We start from the raw sequence: 17,485 nt of genomic DNA, 5'->3' as shown, positions 1-17,485 counted from the left end.
CTTATTTTTCGTAACACGTATAGTTCGTTTTTTTAGATAAAATTTGTTTTGCAGCTTGGCAGTCTGATTGATTTTTAAAAGACAATTGAAGAATCCCATAGATTTCTTCTCTCGTTTCTAAAATTTTAATATTTGTAAGAGAAAGGTCCGCTTCGCCTAAAATTTGCGTAATTTCAGCAATGATTCCTGGTTGATCTGGTACATCAACAAACAGATCATAGAAAGCTGGGATTGCGCCTTCTTTATGAATGGGCAACTGAGCACGTGTTTCTTTGGCCTTATCAAAAAAATTACGAATAGCTGGGGCATTTTTTTCTGTTAACCATTGGCAAACAGTAGTCATCTCTTTTTGCCAATTTTCTAGTAAGTCCAATAATACTAAGCGATTGCTTAATAAAATATCCGTCCACATCGTTGCATCAGAGGAAGCAATTCGAGTAATATCTCTGAATCCTCCAGCCGCTAGCTGCTGTGCTCTAGGGTAAGTGGTATTCAGTTGCTGACTTTCGTTCACTAAAGCTGCGGCAACAATATGTGGCAAGTGACTTAGAGCACCAGTAATTTCATCATGTTCCTGTGCAGGCATCGTAATAAACTTCGCATGCGTTCCTTTTAGTAACGTTTGTAACTCCTGAATCTGTTTGCTTTTTTCGCCATGGTCATCGGTAAAAATATAGTAGGCATTTTCAAACAAACGTTCATCAGCGGCTGTTACGCCGGATTTATGTGAACCAGCCATTGGATGACCACCAATAAAATTTTTCATGTTAAGCTTTGTTGCTAACTGATTAATTTCCACCTTGGTACTACCCACATCTGTGATCAGAGCAGTTTCTGGTGATAATTGGTTTAATTCTTCTAGTTGTACTAAAGTTGCTTTAACTGGGGAACAAAGAAAAATAATCTCTGCTCGTCTTGCCCCACTTGTTAAAGATTCAGCTATCTCATCAATTAGACCCGTTTTCTTAGCAAATTCAGTTGACTCCGCTTGATTATCAAAACCGATAATCTCACTGTTTGGATGCCCTTTTTTGATACACAAAGCCAGTGAACTCCCGATTAGCCCTAATCCTACGATTAAAATACGTTTCTTCATTTTTTCCCTCCATATACTTGCGACTTTCTTCCATTAAAAGTTTTGAGTATATAGACGATAACGTTTCACTGCTTCTTTCATTTGTTCAAATGAGTCACTATCAAATTTTTCGAGCATAGCCTTCGCTACTTCCGTTGCAACAACGGCTTCACAAACAACGCTAGCGGCCGGTACCGCCGTGCTATCAGAGCGCTCAACGCTGGCCTTATAAGGCTCTTTTGTATCAATATTCACGCTTTGTAATGGTTTATAAAGGGTTGGAATAGGTTTCATGACACCACGAACGATGATTGGCATTCCGTTGGTCATTCCTCCTTCAAAACCGCCTAAATTGTTGGAAGTTCTGGTATAACCTGTACTTTCGTCCCAAACAATCTCGTCCATCACTTGACTACCAGGGCGTTGCGCCATTTCAAATCCAATGCCAAACTCAGCACCTTTAAAAGCATTGATGCTTACAACAGCTTGCGCAATTTTGGCATCTAGTTTACGATCCCATTGAACATAGCTACCTAAGCCAGCTGGAACGCCACCCACAAGTACTTCTACTACCCCACCAATTGTATCGCCATTTTTCTTGGTTTGGTCAATTAGTTCTTTCATTTTTTCTTCTACGGAAGGATCTAATACGCGAACGGCAGATTGTTCAGATCGTTCTTGAATTTCACGAATCGTTAAATTTTCAGGAATCGTAGCTTCAATCCCGCCTAATACCGCGACATGCCCAGCGACTTGGATATCCAGTTCAGCTAAGAGTTTTTTAGCAACCGCACCAATCGCCACACGCATCGTTGTTTCTCGTGCCGAAGAACGTTCTAAAACATTCCGTAAATCATCATGTTGATATTTCATGCCACCAACTAAATCAGCATGTCCTGGACGTGGTTTACTGACGCGGCGGATTTTCTTTTGTTTTTCAGGAACTGGCTCTACTGACATCACGGAGGTCCAATTTTTCCAGTCTTTGTTTTCGACAATCAACGTTACTGGTGAGCCAAGTGTTTTACCATGCCGAATGCCCGAAGTAATACGTACTTGGTCTTTTTCAATTTTCATCCGTCCCCCACGACCGTAACCGCCTTGACGTCTTGCTAATTCTCGGTTAATCTCTTCGCTACTTAAAGGCAAGCCGGCTGGTAAGCCTTCAATAATAGCAGTTAATTCAGGTCCATGTGATTCGCCTGCTGTAATAAAGCGCATCTTAAATTCCTCCTTCTCTGTTTAAAAATGCTCGAATTTCTTCCGTTGGTAAAGAGACAATTTTCGCTTGACCAATTTTTTCTAAGACAATGATTTTAATCTGTCCCCCACGTGTTTTTTTATCATGTGTAATTGCTTGATAGAGACGTTCTTCTGACCAACGATCTGTCGTTACTGGTAAATGGAACTTTTCTAGCATGGTGACCAACTCTTGGGTAGTCCCAAGTGGAGAAAGCCCTTGTTGTTCTGCGACTTGAGTTATTTGAATCATTCCTAAAGAAACGCCTTCACCGTGAGCAATCACCCCGTAACCAGCTGTATTTTCTAATGCGTGGCCAATCGTATGCCCAAAATTCAGAATCAAACGTAAGCCCAAATCTAATTCATCTTCTTCGACGACATCACGTTTAATCTTGCAACAGGCCGTGATAATTTCTTCTGCATGTGCCACTAAATCTTGTTCATTTTCCAAAGAGGATAAACGATGCCACAATTCAACATCAGCGATAGCTGCTGATTTTACAATTTCTGCAATTCCTTCACGCACACGTCTTGGTTCTAATGTTTTAAGTGTATTAGGATCAATTAAAACCCCATCTGGTTGGGCAAAAGTACCGACAAGATTTTTGGCTTTTTTAGTGTTAACCGCTGTTTTACCTCCAATGCTACTATCTACTTGTGCCAGTAAGGTTGTTGGTACTTGCAAAAAGTGAATACCGCGCATATAGGTTGAAGCGACAAATCCAGCTAGATCTCCCACAACGCCTCCACCTAGAGCAATTAGACCATCACTTCGAGTCAATTGCTGTTCCGCTAAAAAATCATAAAGCAGCTGAGCTGTTTCGAGGCTCTTACTTTGTTCACCTGCCGCTACAGCAATCAATGATGTTTCAAAACCAGCAGCTTGCAATTCTTTCTCAACAGCTGCGCCATATAATTTATTCACCGTTTCATCGGTAATAATCGCTACCCGTTGTGGCTGCCACAGGCTACGTACCCAGGTGCCAATTTTATCTAAGGCACCTGTTTCGATGGTTAAATCATATGAATGTGTAGGTAACGTTACGGTTAATTTCATGTCCACTACTCCTCTGTCTTTACTAATCTTCTAAAGCATTAATTTCTTTCATTGCTTTTTCGATGATATGAACTTCTTTCATCATACGTAGGTAAGTTTTTTCATTCAAGGATTGTGGCCCATCTGACCACGCATTCGCTGGATCTGGGTGAATTTCTACAATCAAGCCGTCCGCACCTGAAGCAACACCTGCTCGGGCCATTGGCGGTACTAAATCCCAGATACCAACACCATGACTCGGATCAACAATAATTGGAAAATGACTTAATTTTTTAATTAAAGGCACCGCACTTAAATCAAGTGTATTGCGCGTAGCGGTTTCGTACGTACGAATCCCACGTTCAATGAAGATCACATTGAAATTCCCTTGCGCAGCAATGTATTCAGCTGCGTTTAGCCATTCATCAATCGTACCAGCAATCCCGCGTTTTAAGCCGATAGGTTTTCCAGTTTTACCAACCGCTTGTAATAACTTGAAATTTTGCATGTTGCGCGCACCGATTTGTAAAATGTCACTGTATTTTGCGACAAGTTCTAAATTCGCTTCATCCATCACTTCTGTAATGACTTGCATATCTAATTCATCAGCCGCTTGGCGAATGTATTTTAGTCCTTCTTCTTCTAGTCCTTGGAAAGCGTATGGCGACGTTCTAGGTTTGAATGCACCACCTCGTAAAATTGTTGCACCTCCAGCTTTAGCAATTCGCGCACATTCGCGAATCTGATCTAAGCTTTCGATTGAACAAGGGCCCGCCATCATGGTCATACTGCCGTCACCGATTTTAACACCGTTCACATCAACCACTGTATTCTCTGGATGAAATAAACGACTCGTTAGTTTGTAAGACAACGAAATGCGGACACTTTTCTCCACGCCTTCTAATGCTGTTAACTCTGCTTCAACTAATTTTTCTGTATCACCAATCAAGCCTATCACTGTTTTTCCATTATCTTGACTTGTTTGAGTAGTTAAGCCTGCACCTGTTACTAAATCAATGACTTGTTTCATTTGCTTTTCGGTTGCATTTTCTTTCATAATTACGATCATTATATTCTCTCCTCATGCCTTTAAACGGCGCTCTTTTTATCTATTTTCAATTTTACGTTTTACGACTGATACAGGCATTTTTTGTCCTGTCCATTGTTCAAAAGCAACAGCTCCTTGATAAAGTAGCATGTCCAAGCCGTTGCTTGTTTCTGCGCCACGTAAACGGGCTTCTTTTAACAACTGTGTTTCTCTGGGATTATAAATAGCATCATACACGAATAACTTCGGTTGAATCATTGCATAATTTTCTATAGGACTACTATGTGCATGTGGATGCATACCCACACTCGTTGCATTAACTAACAAGACGCTTTCAGCAACATCTTTTGCTAGTTTTTCAGTATCCGCTAAATCGTTTAAATGGATTACACAGTTGGTTCGTTCAGTGAAATTTGCCAATTTTTTTTGACTGTCGTTAAACCCCGCGCTTTTCCTGTTGTAAACGGCGATTTCTTTCACGCCATCTAAAGCAGCTTGGGCAATGATTGATAAGGCTGCACCACCTGTTCCTAAGATGGTCATTTTATTCTGAAAAACGTCAACCTTTTTCTCTTTCAAACTCCACATAAAACCAGTACCATCCGTGCTGTCTCCGTAAAGTTTTCCATCTTTGTTGACAATCGTATTAATCGCGCCAACCAGTTGGGCGGTAGGACTTAGTTCATCCATATAACTTACAGCCGCCACTTTATTGGGCATTGATAAGTTGGCCCCTAACATGTGAAACGTTCGAATCGCTTCAATTGCTTGTGGCAGTGTCTCTTGTCCAACGTCAAACGCCAGATACCGAGCATCAACTCCTAAATTTTGAAATGCTGTATTATGAATCAACGGTGAAATACTGTGTCGGCTGGGTTTCGCGAATAGCCCAGCTAAACGAGTGGCTCCAGTTATTTCTTTCATCCTGTGTGCTCCTTTACGAAATTTTTTTAGTAAGTTTCTGAAATCCTAATTTTTGGCCAAACAAAAAGGATATTCACAGTAAATTTTAAGAAAAATCTACAGTGAATACCCTACAAAAAAGCAATATAAAAGCCACTATAGATTTTCTTAAATCTACATGGCTGAAAGTCATCTTAAATTTCCCTAGCCATTATAGATACAAACGTTTGTTGTCTGTACCCATAATGTTATGAATACAAACCTATCTAAAATAGCTAAAGTAAAAGTTATTCAGTTGTGTATGGTTTTTCTTCGTTGTTGTCATAAGAATCACTCCAAAACTGATTTAATTAAGAATTGTTAACAGTATACCGCTAGAAAAAACATGTGTCAACACTTATTCGCTTATTTTTTTGACTATTCCATTAAAACCAATGTTATTTTATTCGTAAAAAGACTGAAAAAAGCCACAGGAACCAGTCATTTCACTGATTCCTGTGGAGCAAAAATTATTTTAATTCTTCAGCGTATACATCATCAACTGTTTGTGTTGGATCGATAACAATGTATAAGTTTTTAGTTTTTTCGCTGACTTTTGTAGATTGATAGATGTTATCCAAGCCCTCATCTGTTTTATCTTTGTAAGGGAAATAAACTAAATCTGGTGTGCCATTTTTGTAAAGAATTTCCATACGTTCGATATCTTCATATTTTAAAGCACGAGAGAACATCCCTAATTCTAAGCCACCTAAGTTAATATCGTGGGTTTGAACATGATCTCCTTCTTGGAAAATTTCAATTTTGAACCCTTCACATGGATGAATTTCAACAAATTCACTACCATGGATACGGCCAAAACTTGTTGTAATATGTTTAATCCATAAATCACCAATAAAACGACGATCAATCGTCCAAGTTTCACCATTTCTGAAATAAAATTTAAGTCCTGTCATTTCTCTAGCCATAGCACAAATCTCCTTACTTAAAAATAATTTCTTACATTATTAGTTTACCATACTTTTGATAAACGGTCACAAACTTTCGCTGTAGATTCTTAATATTTTGTTATTCTTTTAAAAAAAGAATCAATCTCAACTACTGCACGTTGGTGAGAACCTTTGGCAATTTGTCGCTCTCCTTCATAAGCAACAAATTCGTAGCGTATTTTGTGTGCAGTCTGTTCAATGCCGGTCATCGTAACAACGATTGTCGCCCCTACCGCGGATGGATATAAGTGGCGCAATTCTAACACCGTTCCGACAGTTGTTTCCCCAACTGATAATTGGTCCTTCACAGCTTCTTTGGCTGTTTGTTCAATCATGGCAGCTAAAGCAGGGGTTCCTAAAACTTCTAAGTCACCAGAACCGAGCATTTTAGCCGTTTGTGATTCTTTCACCAAGAATTTTTTTGTAAACATTTCTGTTGGCATTATGCTTTCTCTCCTTTTGAACGTTGTTTTTTGGCAAACGAAAGCAGAACTTCTTGTTTATTCTCTAAGCTACCTTCAACAACGTGTTGCTCGATTTCAGCAATCAGTTCCCCTAACCATTTGCCTGGTGTTTCTTCTAAGACGGCTAAAAGGTCTTTTCCTGTGATGGCCAATTCATGTCTTTGATGAATGGGTAATGCCTTAACTAACTCTTTTGTTACTTGTACTTGACTCTCTTGTTGGTAATAATATAAAAGCCTTTCAACAAGTACTGCTGATTCTTCGCCTAATTCATAAAGCATCATTGGCTGCCAGTCGTTACTCAAGCGAAAACGCAAACCGCGTACTAATTGTGAAACGTTTTGAATTAATTGATTTGAAAGTTTCCAAGCCTTTAAGAAGGAGCGAATTTCTGCTTCTGGTAAATTCAACGATTGGATAAGTAACGTCCACGCTTCTGCTTCTGTTTCAATTTGACGAGCAGGCAAGTCCATTAAACGAAAAAGTCCAGCCCCTTGTTCTCGTAATTTGGGACAATATTGATAGCATTCTGTTTCAATAAACGGAGCTAAGCCACCTTGTCGATTAACCCCTAAAAGCATTTTTACAAATTCAATTGTAATGCGTTCTACTGAAATTTTTTCCAATAAAGGATGAAATTCAGCGATAGCGGCTAAGGTTTTTTCTTCAATTTTAAAATCTAATTGGCTAGCAAAGCGTAAGCCCCGCATCATTCGCAGAGCATCTTCATGAAACCGCTCATGGGGATTACCGACTGCACGAATGGTTTGATTAGTTAAATCTTCGATACCATCAAATAAATCAATGATTTCGCCTGTGCTGTCAAGCGCCAAGGCATTAATCGTAAAATCTCGCCGTTTTAAGTCTTCTTTCAAGGAGCGAACAAAGGTGACTTCATCTGGTCGACGAAAGTCTTGATAAGTTGACTCGGTACGAAAGGTTGTTACTTCATACTGTTGGTCTTCCATCAATACAAGGACTGTGCCATGTTCGATGCCCACATCAACGGTTCGTTTAAAAATTTGCTTAATTTCTTCTGGATAGGCACTTGTCGCAATATCGACATCATGGATTGGTTTATTTAATAAAGCATCACGGACACTGCCCCCGACAAAATACGCTTCAAAGCCCTGTGCATTGATTTCACGAATAACGGGAGCAGCTTCTTTAAATTCGTTTGGAATAGTTGTCAATTTCATAGCATCTGTTCCAATCCGTAAAGTAGTTCTGTTCTCTGTACCACTTGCCGACAAGCTAACGCCACTCCTGTCATGAATGAACGCCGATCATAAGAATCATGCCGAATAGTGAGCCCTTCACCTACACTGCCAAATTGGACTTGTTGGTGTGCCACTAAACCAGGTAAGCGGACACTATGGATTCGCAGACCCTCGAAATCAGCCCCGCGTGCCCCTGATATTGATTCTACCTCTTGCGGATTCCCTTGTTTTTTTGCTGGCCGAACTTCTTGAATCATTTCTGCAGTTTTTATAGCCGTTCCACTTGGTGCATCTAATTTGTTATCATGATGTAATTCAATGATTTCCACATCCGGAAAATACTGTGCCGCTTTTTGGGCAAATTGCATCATTAAAACTGCCCCAATTGCAAAGTTTGGCGCAATTAAGCCGCCGATGGCTTTTTTTCGAGATAGGTTTGTCAATTCGTTGATTTGTTCCTCCGTAAAGCCTGTCGTCCCAACAACAGGCGCCATACCGTGTTCCAACGCAAAACGCGTATTTGGATAGGCGGCTTCAGGAACCGTAAAATCAATCCAAACATCTGGTTTGACAGCTAGGACTTCTTCTAAGTGCTGAAAAACGGGAATTGCGGTTTCATCATCGAAAGAAACAGTTTCTTGTGCTTCATGAGGATCATACACACCTACTAATTCAAAGTCTGCGGTTTCTAAGACCATTTGGGTAGCAGTACTGCCCATCCGTCCTTTAAACCCAGCGACAATTATTTTAATCATGTGTTTTCCCATCCTTTCTTTCAAAGCGATAGCGATCCCGCTTGTTAAATTTGGCCATATTTTCTTCAAAAACTTCGGTTAAATCAATCTCTAAAGAATTTGCCATGCTAATCAATACAAAAAAGACATCTCCAAGTTCCTCTGATACTGTCTTTGGTTTTTCGTCTGCTTTTTTCTGTTTTTCACCATAATAATGATTGACTTCACGGGCTAATTCTCCGACCTCTTCCGTCAAACGAGCCATTTGTCCTAATGGTGAAAAATAGCCTGTTTTAAACTGTTGAATATAATCATCAACTTCTGTTTGCATCGATTGCAAACTACGTTGTTCTGATTCTGACATTTTACCCCAACCTTTCTTACTCTACCTCCTACATCTTATCAAAAACTTGGCTATCTGGAAAGGTTCTACTTGTTGTTTTATATAGAGAATGATACAGTTTATACTGTAAAAGGACGTGATTAAATGGAAGAACAAAGATTTTATTTTAAAGATGTGTTATTTATTGTATTAGGAAGCTGTATCTATGCCTTTGGTTTGGTTACTTTCAATATTGCCAATGACCTGGCCGAAGGTGGTGTCACGGGGATTACTTTGATTTTAAGAGCCTTATTTCATTTTAACCCAGCATATACGACATTATTAATCAATATTCCGCTCTTATTAATTGGTGGTAAAATTTTAGGCAAACGTTCCCTCTATTATACGCTAATTGGTACCGTGTCGTTATCGGTATTTTTGTGGTTTTGGCAAAATTTTCCTGTTGAAATTAATTTAGATCATGATTTATTGATTGCTGCTCTCCTAGCTGGTTTGGCCGCAGGATTCGGGAGTGGCCTTGTTTACCGCGTAGGCGGAACCACTGGTGGGACCGACGTCATTGCCCGCATTTTCGAAAAATACTTTGGGATTAGCATGGGCCGCTCGTTGTTACTTTTTGATGTTGCAGTCTTACTCCTCTCGTTGACCTATATTGATGTCAAACGAATGATGTATACTTTAATTGTGTCCTTTGTTTTCAGTCGTGTTGTTGATTCTGTACTCGATGGAGCCTATGCTGCGAAAGGAATTTTAATTGTTTCCAATCATTCCGAAGAAATCGGTCAAAGTTTAATGGCTTCTTTAGAACGTGGGGTAACATATTTAAATGGTGAAGGTGCTTATTCACAAGTGGAAAAACGGGTTCTCTACACGGTAGTCAGTCCTCGAGAAATAATGGAAGTCAAACGGATTGCTAATGAAATAGATGAAAAAGCCTTTGTGTCCATCATTAACGTACATGAAGCAATTGGCGAAGGCTTTACTTATGCAAAACCCAGCAAACAACGGCGCTTTAAATTAAAACAATAAATAAAACCCAGCATTTTCAATAAATGCTGGGTTTTATTTATTGTTGTTTCAAACGATTTAGTTCATCGGATAATTCTAAAAACGCTTCTTTGTTGCCTGTTTCTAAAGCATCATCAATTTGAGCTTTAAGTAATGCCATTCGTTGCGTTTGTTCTTCTTGCTTAAAATATTGATCAATCGCTCTGGCAACTTCCTGATCCACTTGTTCATTCCATGGCGCAAACGGATTATCTTCTAAAACAGATAAATACTGGCTCGTTTGCCAAGCCTCTGGAAATACACATTCTAAATAAAGAGCTTTCCGCCAATTCATCCGAATCTCATGAAAAATTTGTTCCGGATCTGTAAATTCTTGTGCTTGGATAAAAAGCAATAACGGCTCCTTACCTAAACCATCTGCTACCACGCGGATCCCTCGATCAGTCTTCTCTACGTTCTCAACAAAATGAACATTATTTAAAATCGCATCGTGCGTTAATAAGTAATTTAAAATCCACAGTACTTCTCTTCTTCCAAAAGGCACGGTATTCACTAACCAAGTTAAAAATTTTTTCTTTTCTGATAAACTAACAAACATCGTCGTTTCCTATCTTTCTTCCATATCTGCTAGCACAGATTGCATGTCGACATCACCAGGTTCATGTTCCAAATAATGGTGCAACAAGTGTTTTGCTTTTTCAAGTTCGCCTTCTTCTCGTAAGAACAATGCGTATTCTTTTAGAAACTCTGGTTCGTGAGACAATTCTTGCGCTGCTTGTTCGTAATGAACTTTAGCGACGGCAAAGTCTTCTAATTCGTTGTACGCTTTTGCTAAGTTCCATTCAGCATAAGGATGATCCGTTTCCTCTAAATCATTTAAAATAGTAATTACTTCCTCAAAACGCTCTTCCGTGATGTAGAGATTACTTAAGGTCAAACGACTTTCATCTGTTTTCTCACCTAATTCCAAAGCTTTTAACAACCAGTTTTCAGCACCAGCAATGTCGTGTAAACGATAGGCATTTTCAGAGGCAAATTGGTATAACTCTACTTGGAAGGGATTTTCCGCAATTCCTTCTTCGATCACCGCTTTTGCTTCCTCTAATTGCTCTTCTTCTTGGAGCGCTTCCGCTAAATATAGATAAAGTGATTGATAATGTGGGTTTAGTGTTTTTAATTGCTGGAACAACGCAATGGCTTTTTGATTCTCATGTAACTGTAAATAAGTGAAAGCTAACTGGAATAAACGATCGTCTGTTTGTTCTTCTTTGACCGCGGCTTCCAAATAAGGAACTGCTTCTTCAAAATCACCTAACATGCTGTAACTACTTCCTAAGCGTTCATTCAAGGAAATAGCAGAGATTTGCGCTGTCCCGCTTTCTACAATGCTTTGATAACGAGTAATAGCCTCGACAAATTGACCATTTGTAAAGTATAGTTCTCCCAAAGCAAATTGAATTAACGGCTCTTCTGGCATAAGATTGGCTGCTTCTTTTAATTTCGCTTCACTGACTTCTGGAATCCCTAAAACTTGGTACAAATCCGCAGTAACTAAGAGACTTTGGACATAACTGTCACTAGTTTCTGGAATTTTTTCTAAATAGATGAATGCGTCATCTATTTCATTATTTTCAATGGCGATTTCTGCTAATGGAATGTTTAAGCCATCTGCATCGGGAAATTGTTCCAACAATTGTTGGAAAATTTGTTTGGCTTCTTCTAGAAAACCTAAAGATAATAACGTTTCCCCTAAATCAGCTAAGGTATTTTCATCATCTTTCTTTAATGCTTCTTCAAACATTAACTGTGCTTCTGCTAAATTTTCAGCTTGTAATGCTTGAACCATTTTTTCACTATATGACATAATTTCCCCTCAAATCTCTTTTAAAATTTCTTGGTATCTTTCAATCGTTGTTAACAGTTGATCGGGCGTTGGCTTTAAAGCTGCTCCTAGTTGACCGATTTTTTCCAACGCCATAGGAGGACCTAGTGTTTCTGTGTGAGCCAAGACTTGTTCTGCGTAATCAGCACTTAAAATTTCTTTTGGAAACGCCACCGGAAAACCTAAGCGAATAAACCAAATGATAAAATTTTTAAATTGAAAGTCAAAGTGATTGACTTGCTGGCTCCATAAAACTTGTAACAACAATCCCAATAATCGTTTCATGGGACCTGATAACAAATGGCCATTTTCGGTTGTGGCAAAGGCCGCTTCAAAAACTCGGCCAAATTGATCCACTTTTTCCCCTGCTTGTTCATAAAAGGATAACAACTCGTCTAAAATACCATTAAATGACGTTTGATTCAACCGTTTTTTATCTGGATACGTTTGGTATAGCATTTGTAAATAAGCATAATCACAGACAAGACTCGCTCGAATAAAAACGAGCAAATCAATTAAAGGAGCGGCACCTTTTTTATTGGTCAAGGTACTATCAAACAAAATTTCTTCTGAATGATTTTCTATATGCATAGTTGCATGCTGTGCTTGCTGAATTGTGACACTTGGTAAAAGTCCTTGCCGTAACGCTTGAACAGACACAGGCATCAGCCAACATTTGGAGGAACACTTACTTACTTGGTGCAAAAATGCGGTTAATTGTAGTACCCCTTCATTACCTAAACCAATCAATAAAACATCCTGATTTTCTGGCCAATCAGCTAAGAAACGTAACACACTTTCTAATTCTGATAAGTCATTGCAATGAACATCATTGCGACAAATATACCAGTTTAATCCCAACTGTTCCCCAAAGGCATAATTAATCTTCTCCGAAAAAAGATCATAGTAACGCTGATTCGCCAAAACAACGATTGACTCCGTCGTTACTGGTCGTTTTTTTAGGACGGAAGCAAATGTTTCTCCATAAATAATAGCGACCTTGTTTTCCCCTCTAGAATAGTTGTATTTCATTGATTCACCACCTTAAGACTGTTTCCTCTTCCTTCACCCCAAGTCTAGCATAACCACTAAAAAACAGCTACTGGCAACAACTTATTTTTGTCCTTCATTCATAAATCTTTCTCTTTTTATCAAAAAAGCAAGGAGCGAGTGTCGAACCGTTCCCGCTTGATTCTCGGAGCGAAGCACGTTTTTCTCACCTAAGGTTCGTTACAATTTAGCCTTTTAGCGTACTGTTTCGACCACCTCTTAAAATAACATTTTTTATGTATGATTCAAAAAAGAACCCTTGGAAACCAAGGGTTCTAATTGTCTGTCTTATTTCACTGCATCTTTCAATGCTTTACCTGGTTTGAATGCAGGTACTTTGCTTGCAGCGATTTGAATTTCTTGTCCAGTTTGTGGGTTACGTCCTTTACGAGCTGCGCGTTCGCGAACTTCAAAGTTACCAAAACCGATTAATTGAACTTTTTCACCTTTAGCAAGAGTTTCTTGAATTGTTGAAAAGACAGCGTCTACTGCTGCAGTAGCATCTTTTTTAGTTAAACCAGTTGAAGATGCAACGTTTTCGATTAATTCTGCTTTATTTGCCATGGATCATTTCACCTCCTCTATAAGAGATACGATGTTTTTACACACCTAAAGTTCCGTCTATTTTTGAGTGGTCCAAAAACAGACAGCAAATATTGATCTGGTTCAATATTCTGTTAACAAGATAGCATAAGAAAGTTGTAATAGCAAGGTTTTTAGTGTATTTTAACCAGTTTTTTCAAAAAATAATCATTTTTTCTCAAAGTTGATAAATTTATTTGAATATCTAAAAAAAGTATGGTAGAATGCACTATTTTCGGCGTCGCGGAATGATTTTAATCGGCGTGCCCTCAAACGTAAATGCTTTTCTGATTTGATTTTCTAAAAACCGGGCATAAGAAAAGTGCATTAGTTCTTCTTCGTTGACAAAAATAACAAATGTAGGTGGTTTGACTGCCACTTGTGTTGCATAAAAAATCTTCAAACGTTTTCCTTTATCAGTTGGTGTCGGATTAATTGCTACAGCATCCATTACAACGTCATTTAACAACGCTGAAGGAATCCGTAAGTTTTGATTCATACTTACCGTTTCAATTAGTTCAGGCAGTTTGTTTAAACGTTGTTTGGTTAATGCAGACACAAAAATAATGGGTGCATAATCTAAATATTGGAATTCATCACGAATTTCCGCTTCAAAATCACGCATTGTATTTGTATCTTTTTTGACTGTATCCCATTTGTTGACCACGATAATAATACCGCGACCTGCTTCATGGGCATAGCCCGCCACACGCTTGTCTTGCTCACGAATACCTTCTTCTGCATTCAAGACCATTAAAACAATGTCTGAGCGTTCAATCGCCCGCATTGCGCGCATGACGCTATATTTTTCAGTTGATTCGTATACTTTCCCACGTTTACGCATACCAGCCGTATCAATCATTAAGAACTTTTGACCTTCTTCAGATTCAAAATACGTATCGATTGCATCTCGCGTTGTTCCTTCAATATCTGAAACAATCACACGATCTTCACCAAGAATAGCATTAATCAATGATGATTTACCGACATTTGGACGCCCGATTAAACTAAATTTAATTGTATCTTCGTCCTCTTCTTCTGAAGTGTTAGGAAAATGTTTAACTGCTTCGTCTAACACATCGCCAATGCCTAAACCATGACTACCAGAAACTGGGAAAGGATCCCCTAGTCCTAAAGCATAAAATTCATAAATATCATTACGCATTTCAGGATTGTCAACTTTATTAACAGCTAAGATCACTGGTTTATTACTACGATATAAAATTTTTGCTACTAACTCATCTGCATCAGTAATTCCTTCACGGCCACTAGCAACAAAGATAATCACATCTGCTTCATCAATCGCAATTTCTGCTTGGTGTTTGATTTGGTCCATAAATGGTTCGTCACCTAAATCAATCCCACCTGTATCAATAATACTAAATTCACGCCCTAACCATTCTCCAGTTGTATAAATACGGTCGCGTGTTACGCCAGGAGTATCTTCTACAATCGAGATACGCTCACCGGCAATGCGGTTAAAAATAGTCGATTTACCGACATTCGGTCTACCGACAATCGCAATAGTTGGATTTGCCATTTGATTCCCTCCTTGAGAATTTCAATCCTTACTAGTTTACCTAATCAAACCTTAAAGTGCAAGAAAAGTTTTAGTTTCTGCTGATTTTCTAACCAATTCAAGAAAAAATGAGTTTGACATAGCCGATCTGTTTACGGCTATGTCAAACTCATAAATTTCAAGAAAGTAACGTGTTATTCCTCTTCTTTCGCATCAGATAAAGCGTCACCTAAAATATCGCCCATGGTAAAGCCAGTATTTTCTTCAGGCAATTCATATTCCTGTTCTTCTTTTGGTTCTTCTTGAGACTCAGGTTTTGGTTCTAACGCTTTGATACTTAAAGCAATACGATGTTCCTCTGGATTAACTTCTAAAACTTTCACTTGTACTTGATCCCCTTCATGAAGGACTTCATGAGGCGTTGCAATATGCTTGTGAGAAATTTGAGAAATATGCACTAATCCTTCCACACCAGGGAAAACTTCCACAAAGGCACCGAAGCTTGTTAGGCGTTTTACTGTGCCATCTAAAACAGTCCCAGCGGCTGCTTTTGTTTCGATATCTGTCCATGGTCCAGGCAGTGTTTCTTTAATAGATAAAGAAATACGTCCTTCTTCTGGATTAATTGAAAGAATTTTTACTTGAACGTCTTCGCCAACAGTTAACGCATCACTTGGTTTGCCCACATGTTGATGAGCAATTTCAGAAACATGAACTAAACCATCCACGCCACCTAAATCAATGAATGCGCCGAAATCTGTTAAACGGGCTACTTTCCCTTCAACAACGTCTCCGTCATGTAAAGAAGAAAGTAATTCTTCTTTTTTCGATTCTTTTTCAGCTTCAACAACTGCTTTATGTGAAAGAATTAAGCGGTTTTCTGAAGGTTCGATTTCAATAATTTTAAATGCTAGTGTTTGACCTTTATATTCAGAAAAATCTGCAACAAAATGATCTTCAACCATTGAGGCAGGAACAAATCCGCGAACACCAACATCAACAACCAAACCACCTTTAACAACATTTGTAACAGGTGCTTCGATTACTTTGCCCGCTTGGAAATCTTGTTCAATTTCTTCCCAAACTTTTTTAGCATCTAAACGGCGTTTTGACAGTAAATAACTGCCGTTTTCTTTATCTTTGCCAATTGATGTGATAACAACTAAATCTAACACATCACCGACTTTCACAAGTTCGTGTACATCTTCAACTGGTAAAGTCGATAATTCCTTTGCAGGAACAACGCCTTCAACGCCCGCTCCTTCAATGCCGACAACAACTTGTTTGTCTTCAATGGCTAAAACTTCGCCTTTAACAATATCGCCAACACTGACTTCTTGAACGCTGTTCATTGCATCTTCCATTGTTTCGTTGTTTGCTACTTGTTTGTCTTCAAAATCTGTCATGCCTCTTATCCTCCTATGCCAACAAAAATTCCAAAACTTAGCTATATATACTTACATAGTACGAGATTTTTGTAAAAAAATAAAGCGATTTCTTCTATTTTTCTTAAAATTCTTTAAAAAAGTTCAAAACCTTTTTGTTTAATCACATTTTGTATGGCGGCGACGACTTCTTCAATCGTCAACCCTGTTGTATCGATTTTCACAGCATCATTTGCTTGGACAAGGGGTGATACTTCTCTGGTTGAATCTAAATAATCCCGACGTTCAATCTCCGCCTTCAAGGTTTCAAAATCCGTCTCAATCCCTTTTTCTTGATTTTCTTTAAAACGACGTTCTGCACGTTCTTCAACGCTAGCCACCAAGAATATCTTTACTTCGGCCTTTGGTAAAACTGCAGTACCAATATCTCGACCATCCATGACAACTCCGCCGGCTTGACCAATTTTCTGTTGTAACGCCACCATTTCTTCTCTAACTTTTGCATGTTTTGAAACAGCTGAAACAGCATTCGTTACATCTGGCTGGCGAATCGCTTCGGTCACTTCATGACCGTCGATAAAAACACGTTGGCCATTCTCTGCTTGCTGAAAAGAAATAGTGTGGTTGACACAAAGCGCTACTAATGGTTCTTCCGCTTGAATGTCGATTTGATTTTGCAAGGCCAGATACGTAATCGCTCGGTACATGGCCCCCGTGTCACAATACACATAATTCAATTGTTTTGCTAAAATTTTTGCAACTGTACTTTTGCCTGACGAAGCTGGTCCGTCAATAGCAATACTGATTTTCCCCATGAAAAAACTCCTTAACTGATATGCATCCTTTAAAATGCGCTTCTTCTTTTATATTAAAATCAGAAGAAAAGAACTTGGATTTAAACTGATGACGAGTCTCTAACGAAAAAGCAATAAGCCGAAATCCCTCGAAAGACGCAAAACATCTTTCGGAAATTTCTGCTTATTGGCATTCTCATGTAATCATTCGTCG

At 38.8% G+C, this 17,485-nt stretch carries 18 protein-coding genes; 1 reads left to right on the top strand and 17 read right to left on the bottom strand.

Annotation, left to right across the window (positions count from 1 at the left end; translation table 11 throughout):
- Window position 1 precedes the first annotated feature (1 nt).
- The 10 genes from IGJ03_RS06175 to IGJ03_RS06130 all read right to left on the bottom strand — a co-directional run bounded on the left by IGJ03_RS06175 (window position 2) and on the right by IGJ03_RS06130 (window position 9,072).
- Window positions 2-1,096, bottom strand: a complete 1,095-nt coding sequence (locus IGJ03_RS06175) for a prephenate dehydrogenase (RefSeq protein WP_002366684.1) — start codon at window positions 1,094-1,096, stop codon at window positions 2-4.
- A gap of 33 nt (window positions 1,097-1,129) precedes the next feature.
- Window positions 1,130-2,296, bottom strand: coding sequence for a chorismate synthase (gene aroC, locus IGJ03_RS06170; RefSeq protein ID WP_002357582.1), 1,167 nt, complete (start codon window positions 2,294-2,296; stop codon window positions 1,130-1,132).
- Between the two features lies 1 nt (window position 2,297).
- Window positions 2,298-3,374 (bottom strand): 3-dehydroquinate synthase, encoded by a 1,077-nt coding sequence (aroB, locus tag IGJ03_RS06165; protein WP_002357583.1) that lies wholly within the window; start codon window positions 3,372-3,374, stop codon window positions 2,298-2,300.
- A 22-nt stretch (window positions 3,375-3,396) separates the two neighbouring features.
- Window positions 3,397-4,422 carry a 3-deoxy-7-phosphoheptulonate synthase gene (aroF, locus tag IGJ03_RS06160; protein WP_002363948.1) on the bottom strand — a complete coding sequence of 342 codons (1,026 nt, stop codon included), beginning with the start codon at window positions 4,420-4,422 and terminating at the stop codon, window positions 3,397-3,399.
- 36 nt (window positions 4,423-4,458) lie between these two features.
- On the bottom strand, window positions 4,459-5,325 hold the full coding sequence (gene aroE / locus IGJ03_RS06155; RefSeq protein WP_002378286.1) for a shikimate dehydrogenase: 867 nt from the start codon (window positions 5,323-5,325) through the stop codon (window positions 4,459-4,461).
- Window positions 5,326-5,813: 488 nt separating this feature from the next.
- A complete protein-coding gene (locus IGJ03_RS06150) occupies window positions 5,814-6,269 on the bottom strand; it encodes a hypothetical protein (protein ID WP_002357586.1) in 456 nt (151 codons plus the stop codon).
- 89 nt (window positions 6,270-6,358) lie between these two features.
- Window positions 6,359-6,733 (bottom strand): thioesterase family protein, encoded by a 375-nt coding sequence (locus IGJ03_RS06145; RefSeq protein WP_438711097.1) that lies wholly within the window; start codon window positions 6,731-6,733, stop codon window positions 6,359-6,361.
- Complete coding sequence (locus tag IGJ03_RS06140) at window positions 6,733-7,953, bottom strand: CCA tRNA nucleotidyltransferase (protein WP_002365655.1); 1,221 nt, start codon at window positions 7,951-7,953, stop codon at window positions 6,733-6,735. Before IGJ03_RS06140 ends, IGJ03_RS06145 begins: the two co-directional genes overlap by 1 nt.
- Window positions 7,950-8,729: a 4-hydroxy-tetrahydrodipicolinate reductase gene (gene dapB, locus IGJ03_RS06135; RefSeq protein ID WP_002379444.1), complete on the bottom strand. Its 780-nt coding sequence runs from the start codon at window positions 8,727-8,729 to the stop codon at window positions 7,950-7,952. The genes IGJ03_RS06140 and dapB overlap by 4 nt, the downstream gene beginning before the upstream one ends.
- Complete coding sequence (locus IGJ03_RS06130; RefSeq protein ID WP_002363944.1) at window positions 8,722-9,072, bottom strand: nucleotide pyrophosphohydrolase; 351 nt, start codon at window positions 9,070-9,072, stop codon at window positions 8,722-8,724. Before IGJ03_RS06130 ends, dapB begins: the two co-directional genes overlap by 8 nt.
- A 123-nt stretch (window positions 9,073-9,195) precedes the next feature.
- On the opposite strand from IGJ03_RS06130, the gene IGJ03_RS06125 reads away from it, so the two are divergent.
- A complete protein-coding gene (locus tag IGJ03_RS06125) occupies window positions 9,196-10,080 on the top strand; it encodes a YitT family protein (RefSeq protein WP_375804657.1) in 885 nt (294 codons plus the stop codon).
- A gap of 37 nt (window positions 10,081-10,117) precedes the next feature.
- Here the strand turns inward: IGJ03_RS06125 and IGJ03_RS06120 are convergent, their stop codons facing one another.
- The 7 genes from IGJ03_RS06120 to cmk form a co-directional block, all read right to left on the bottom strand.
- Window positions 10,118-10,657: a ReoY family proteolytic degradation factor gene (locus IGJ03_RS06120; protein WP_002360333.1), complete on the bottom strand. Its 540-nt coding sequence runs from the start codon at window positions 10,655-10,657 to the stop codon at window positions 10,118-10,120.
- Between the two features lie 9 nt (window positions 10,658-10,666).
- Complete coding sequence (locus IGJ03_RS06115; RefSeq protein WP_002377424.1) at window positions 10,667-11,923, bottom strand: tetratricopeptide repeat protein; 1,257 nt, start codon at window positions 11,921-11,923, stop codon at window positions 10,667-10,669.
- A gap of 9 nt (window positions 11,924-11,932) precedes the next feature.
- Window positions 11,933-12,973 carry a hypothetical protein gene (locus tag IGJ03_RS06110; protein WP_375804658.1) on the bottom strand — a complete coding sequence of 347 codons (1,041 nt, stop codon included), beginning with the start codon at window positions 12,971-12,973 and terminating at the stop codon, window positions 11,933-11,935.
- A gap of 306 nt (window positions 12,974-13,279) precedes the next feature.
- Window positions 13,280-13,555, bottom strand: coding sequence for an HU family DNA-binding protein (locus tag IGJ03_RS06105; RefSeq protein ID WP_002357604.1), 276 nt, complete (start codon window positions 13,553-13,555; stop codon window positions 13,280-13,282).
- Window positions 13,556-13,802: 247 nt separating this feature from the next.
- Complete coding sequence (gene der / locus IGJ03_RS06100; RefSeq protein WP_002357608.1) at window positions 13,803-15,113, bottom strand: ribosome biogenesis GTPase Der; 1,311 nt, start codon at window positions 15,111-15,113, stop codon at window positions 13,803-13,805.
- Between the two features lie 173 nt (window positions 15,114-15,286).
- On the bottom strand, window positions 15,287-16,498 hold the full coding sequence (gene rpsA, locus IGJ03_RS06095) for a 30S ribosomal protein S1 (RefSeq protein WP_002360341.1): 1,212 nt from the start codon (window positions 16,496-16,498) through the stop codon (window positions 15,287-15,289).
- 113 nt (window positions 16,499-16,611) lie between these two features.
- Window positions 16,612-17,292 (bottom strand): (d)CMP kinase, encoded by a 681-nt coding sequence (cmk, locus tag IGJ03_RS06090; protein WP_409533571.1) that lies wholly within the window; start codon window positions 17,290-17,292, stop codon window positions 16,612-16,614.
- Window positions 17,293-17,485: the final 193 nt, after the last annotated feature.

The sequence above is a fragment of the Enterococcus sp. DIV1315a genome, assembly GCF_051712325.1.
In the GTDB taxonomy this organism is placed as follows: Bacteria; Bacillota; Bacilli; order Lactobacillales; family Enterococcaceae; genus Enterococcus; species Enterococcus faecalis.
Note: the sequence above shows the minus strand (reverse complement) of the source record. Positions and strands in the feature narration are given on the sequence as shown.

Coding starts and splice junctions, on each gene's coding strand:
- IGJ03_RS06125 (WP_375804657.1), top strand. CDS start 9,196: ATGGAAGAACAAAGATTTTATTTTAAAGATGTGTTATTTATTGTATTA.
- IGJ03_RS06120 (WP_002360333.1), bottom strand. CDS start 10,657: ATGTTTGTTAGTTTATCAGAAAAGAAAAAATTTTTAACTTGGTTAGTG.
- IGJ03_RS06150 (WP_002357586.1), bottom strand. CDS start 6,269: ATGGCTAGAGAAATGACAGGACTTAAATTTTATTTCAGAAATGGTGAA.
- aroE (WP_002378286.1), bottom strand. CDS start 5,325: ATGAAAGAAATAACTGGAGCCACTCGTTTAGCTGGGCTATTCGCGAAA.
- IGJ03_RS06130 (WP_002363944.1), bottom strand. CDS start 9,072: ATGTCAGAATCAGAACAACGTAGTTTGCAATCGATGCAAACAGAAGTT.
- aroC (WP_002357582.1), bottom strand. CDS start 2,296: ATGCGCTTTATTACAGCAGGCGAATCACATGGACCTGAATTAACTGCT.
- IGJ03_RS06145 (WP_438711097.1), bottom strand. CDS start 6,733: ATGCCAACAGAAATGTTTACAAAAAAATTCTTGGTGAAAGAATCACAA.
- aroB (WP_002357583.1), bottom strand. CDS start 3,374: ATGAAATTAACCGTAACGTTACCTACACATTCATATGATTTAACCATC.
- IGJ03_RS06115 (WP_002377424.1), bottom strand. CDS start 11,923: ATGTCATATAGTGAAAAAATGGTTCAAGCATTACAAGCTGAAAATTTA.
- IGJ03_RS06175 (WP_002366684.1), bottom strand. CDS start 1,096: ATGAAGAAACGTATTTTAATCGTAGGATTAGGGCTAATCGGGAGTTCA.
- dapB (WP_002379444.1), bottom strand. CDS start 8,729: ATGATTAAAATAATTGTCGCTGGGTTTAAAGGACGGATGGGCAGTACT.
- IGJ03_RS06110 (WP_375804658.1), bottom strand. CDS start 12,973: ATGAAATACAACTATTCTAGAGGGGAAAACAAGGTCGCTATTATTTAT.
- aroF (WP_002363948.1), bottom strand. CDS start 4,422: ATGATCGTAATTATGAAAGAAAATGCAACCGAAAAGCAAATGAAACAA.
- IGJ03_RS06105 (WP_002357604.1), bottom strand. CDS start 13,555: ATGGCAAATAAAGCAGAATTAATCGAAAACGTTGCATCTTCAACTGGT.
- der (WP_002357608.1), bottom strand. CDS start 15,113: ATGGCAAATCCAACTATTGCGATTGTCGGTAGACCGAATGTCGGTAAA.
- rpsA (WP_002360341.1), bottom strand. CDS start 16,498: ATGACAGATTTTGAAGACAAACAAGTAGCAAACAACGAAACAATGGAA.
- IGJ03_RS06140 (WP_002365655.1), bottom strand. CDS start 7,953: ATGAAATTGACAACTATTCCAAACGAATTTAAAGAAGCTGCTCCCGTT.
- cmk (WP_409533571.1), bottom strand. CDS start 17,292: ATGGGGAAAATCAGTATTGCTATTGACGGACCAGCTTCGTCAGGCAAA.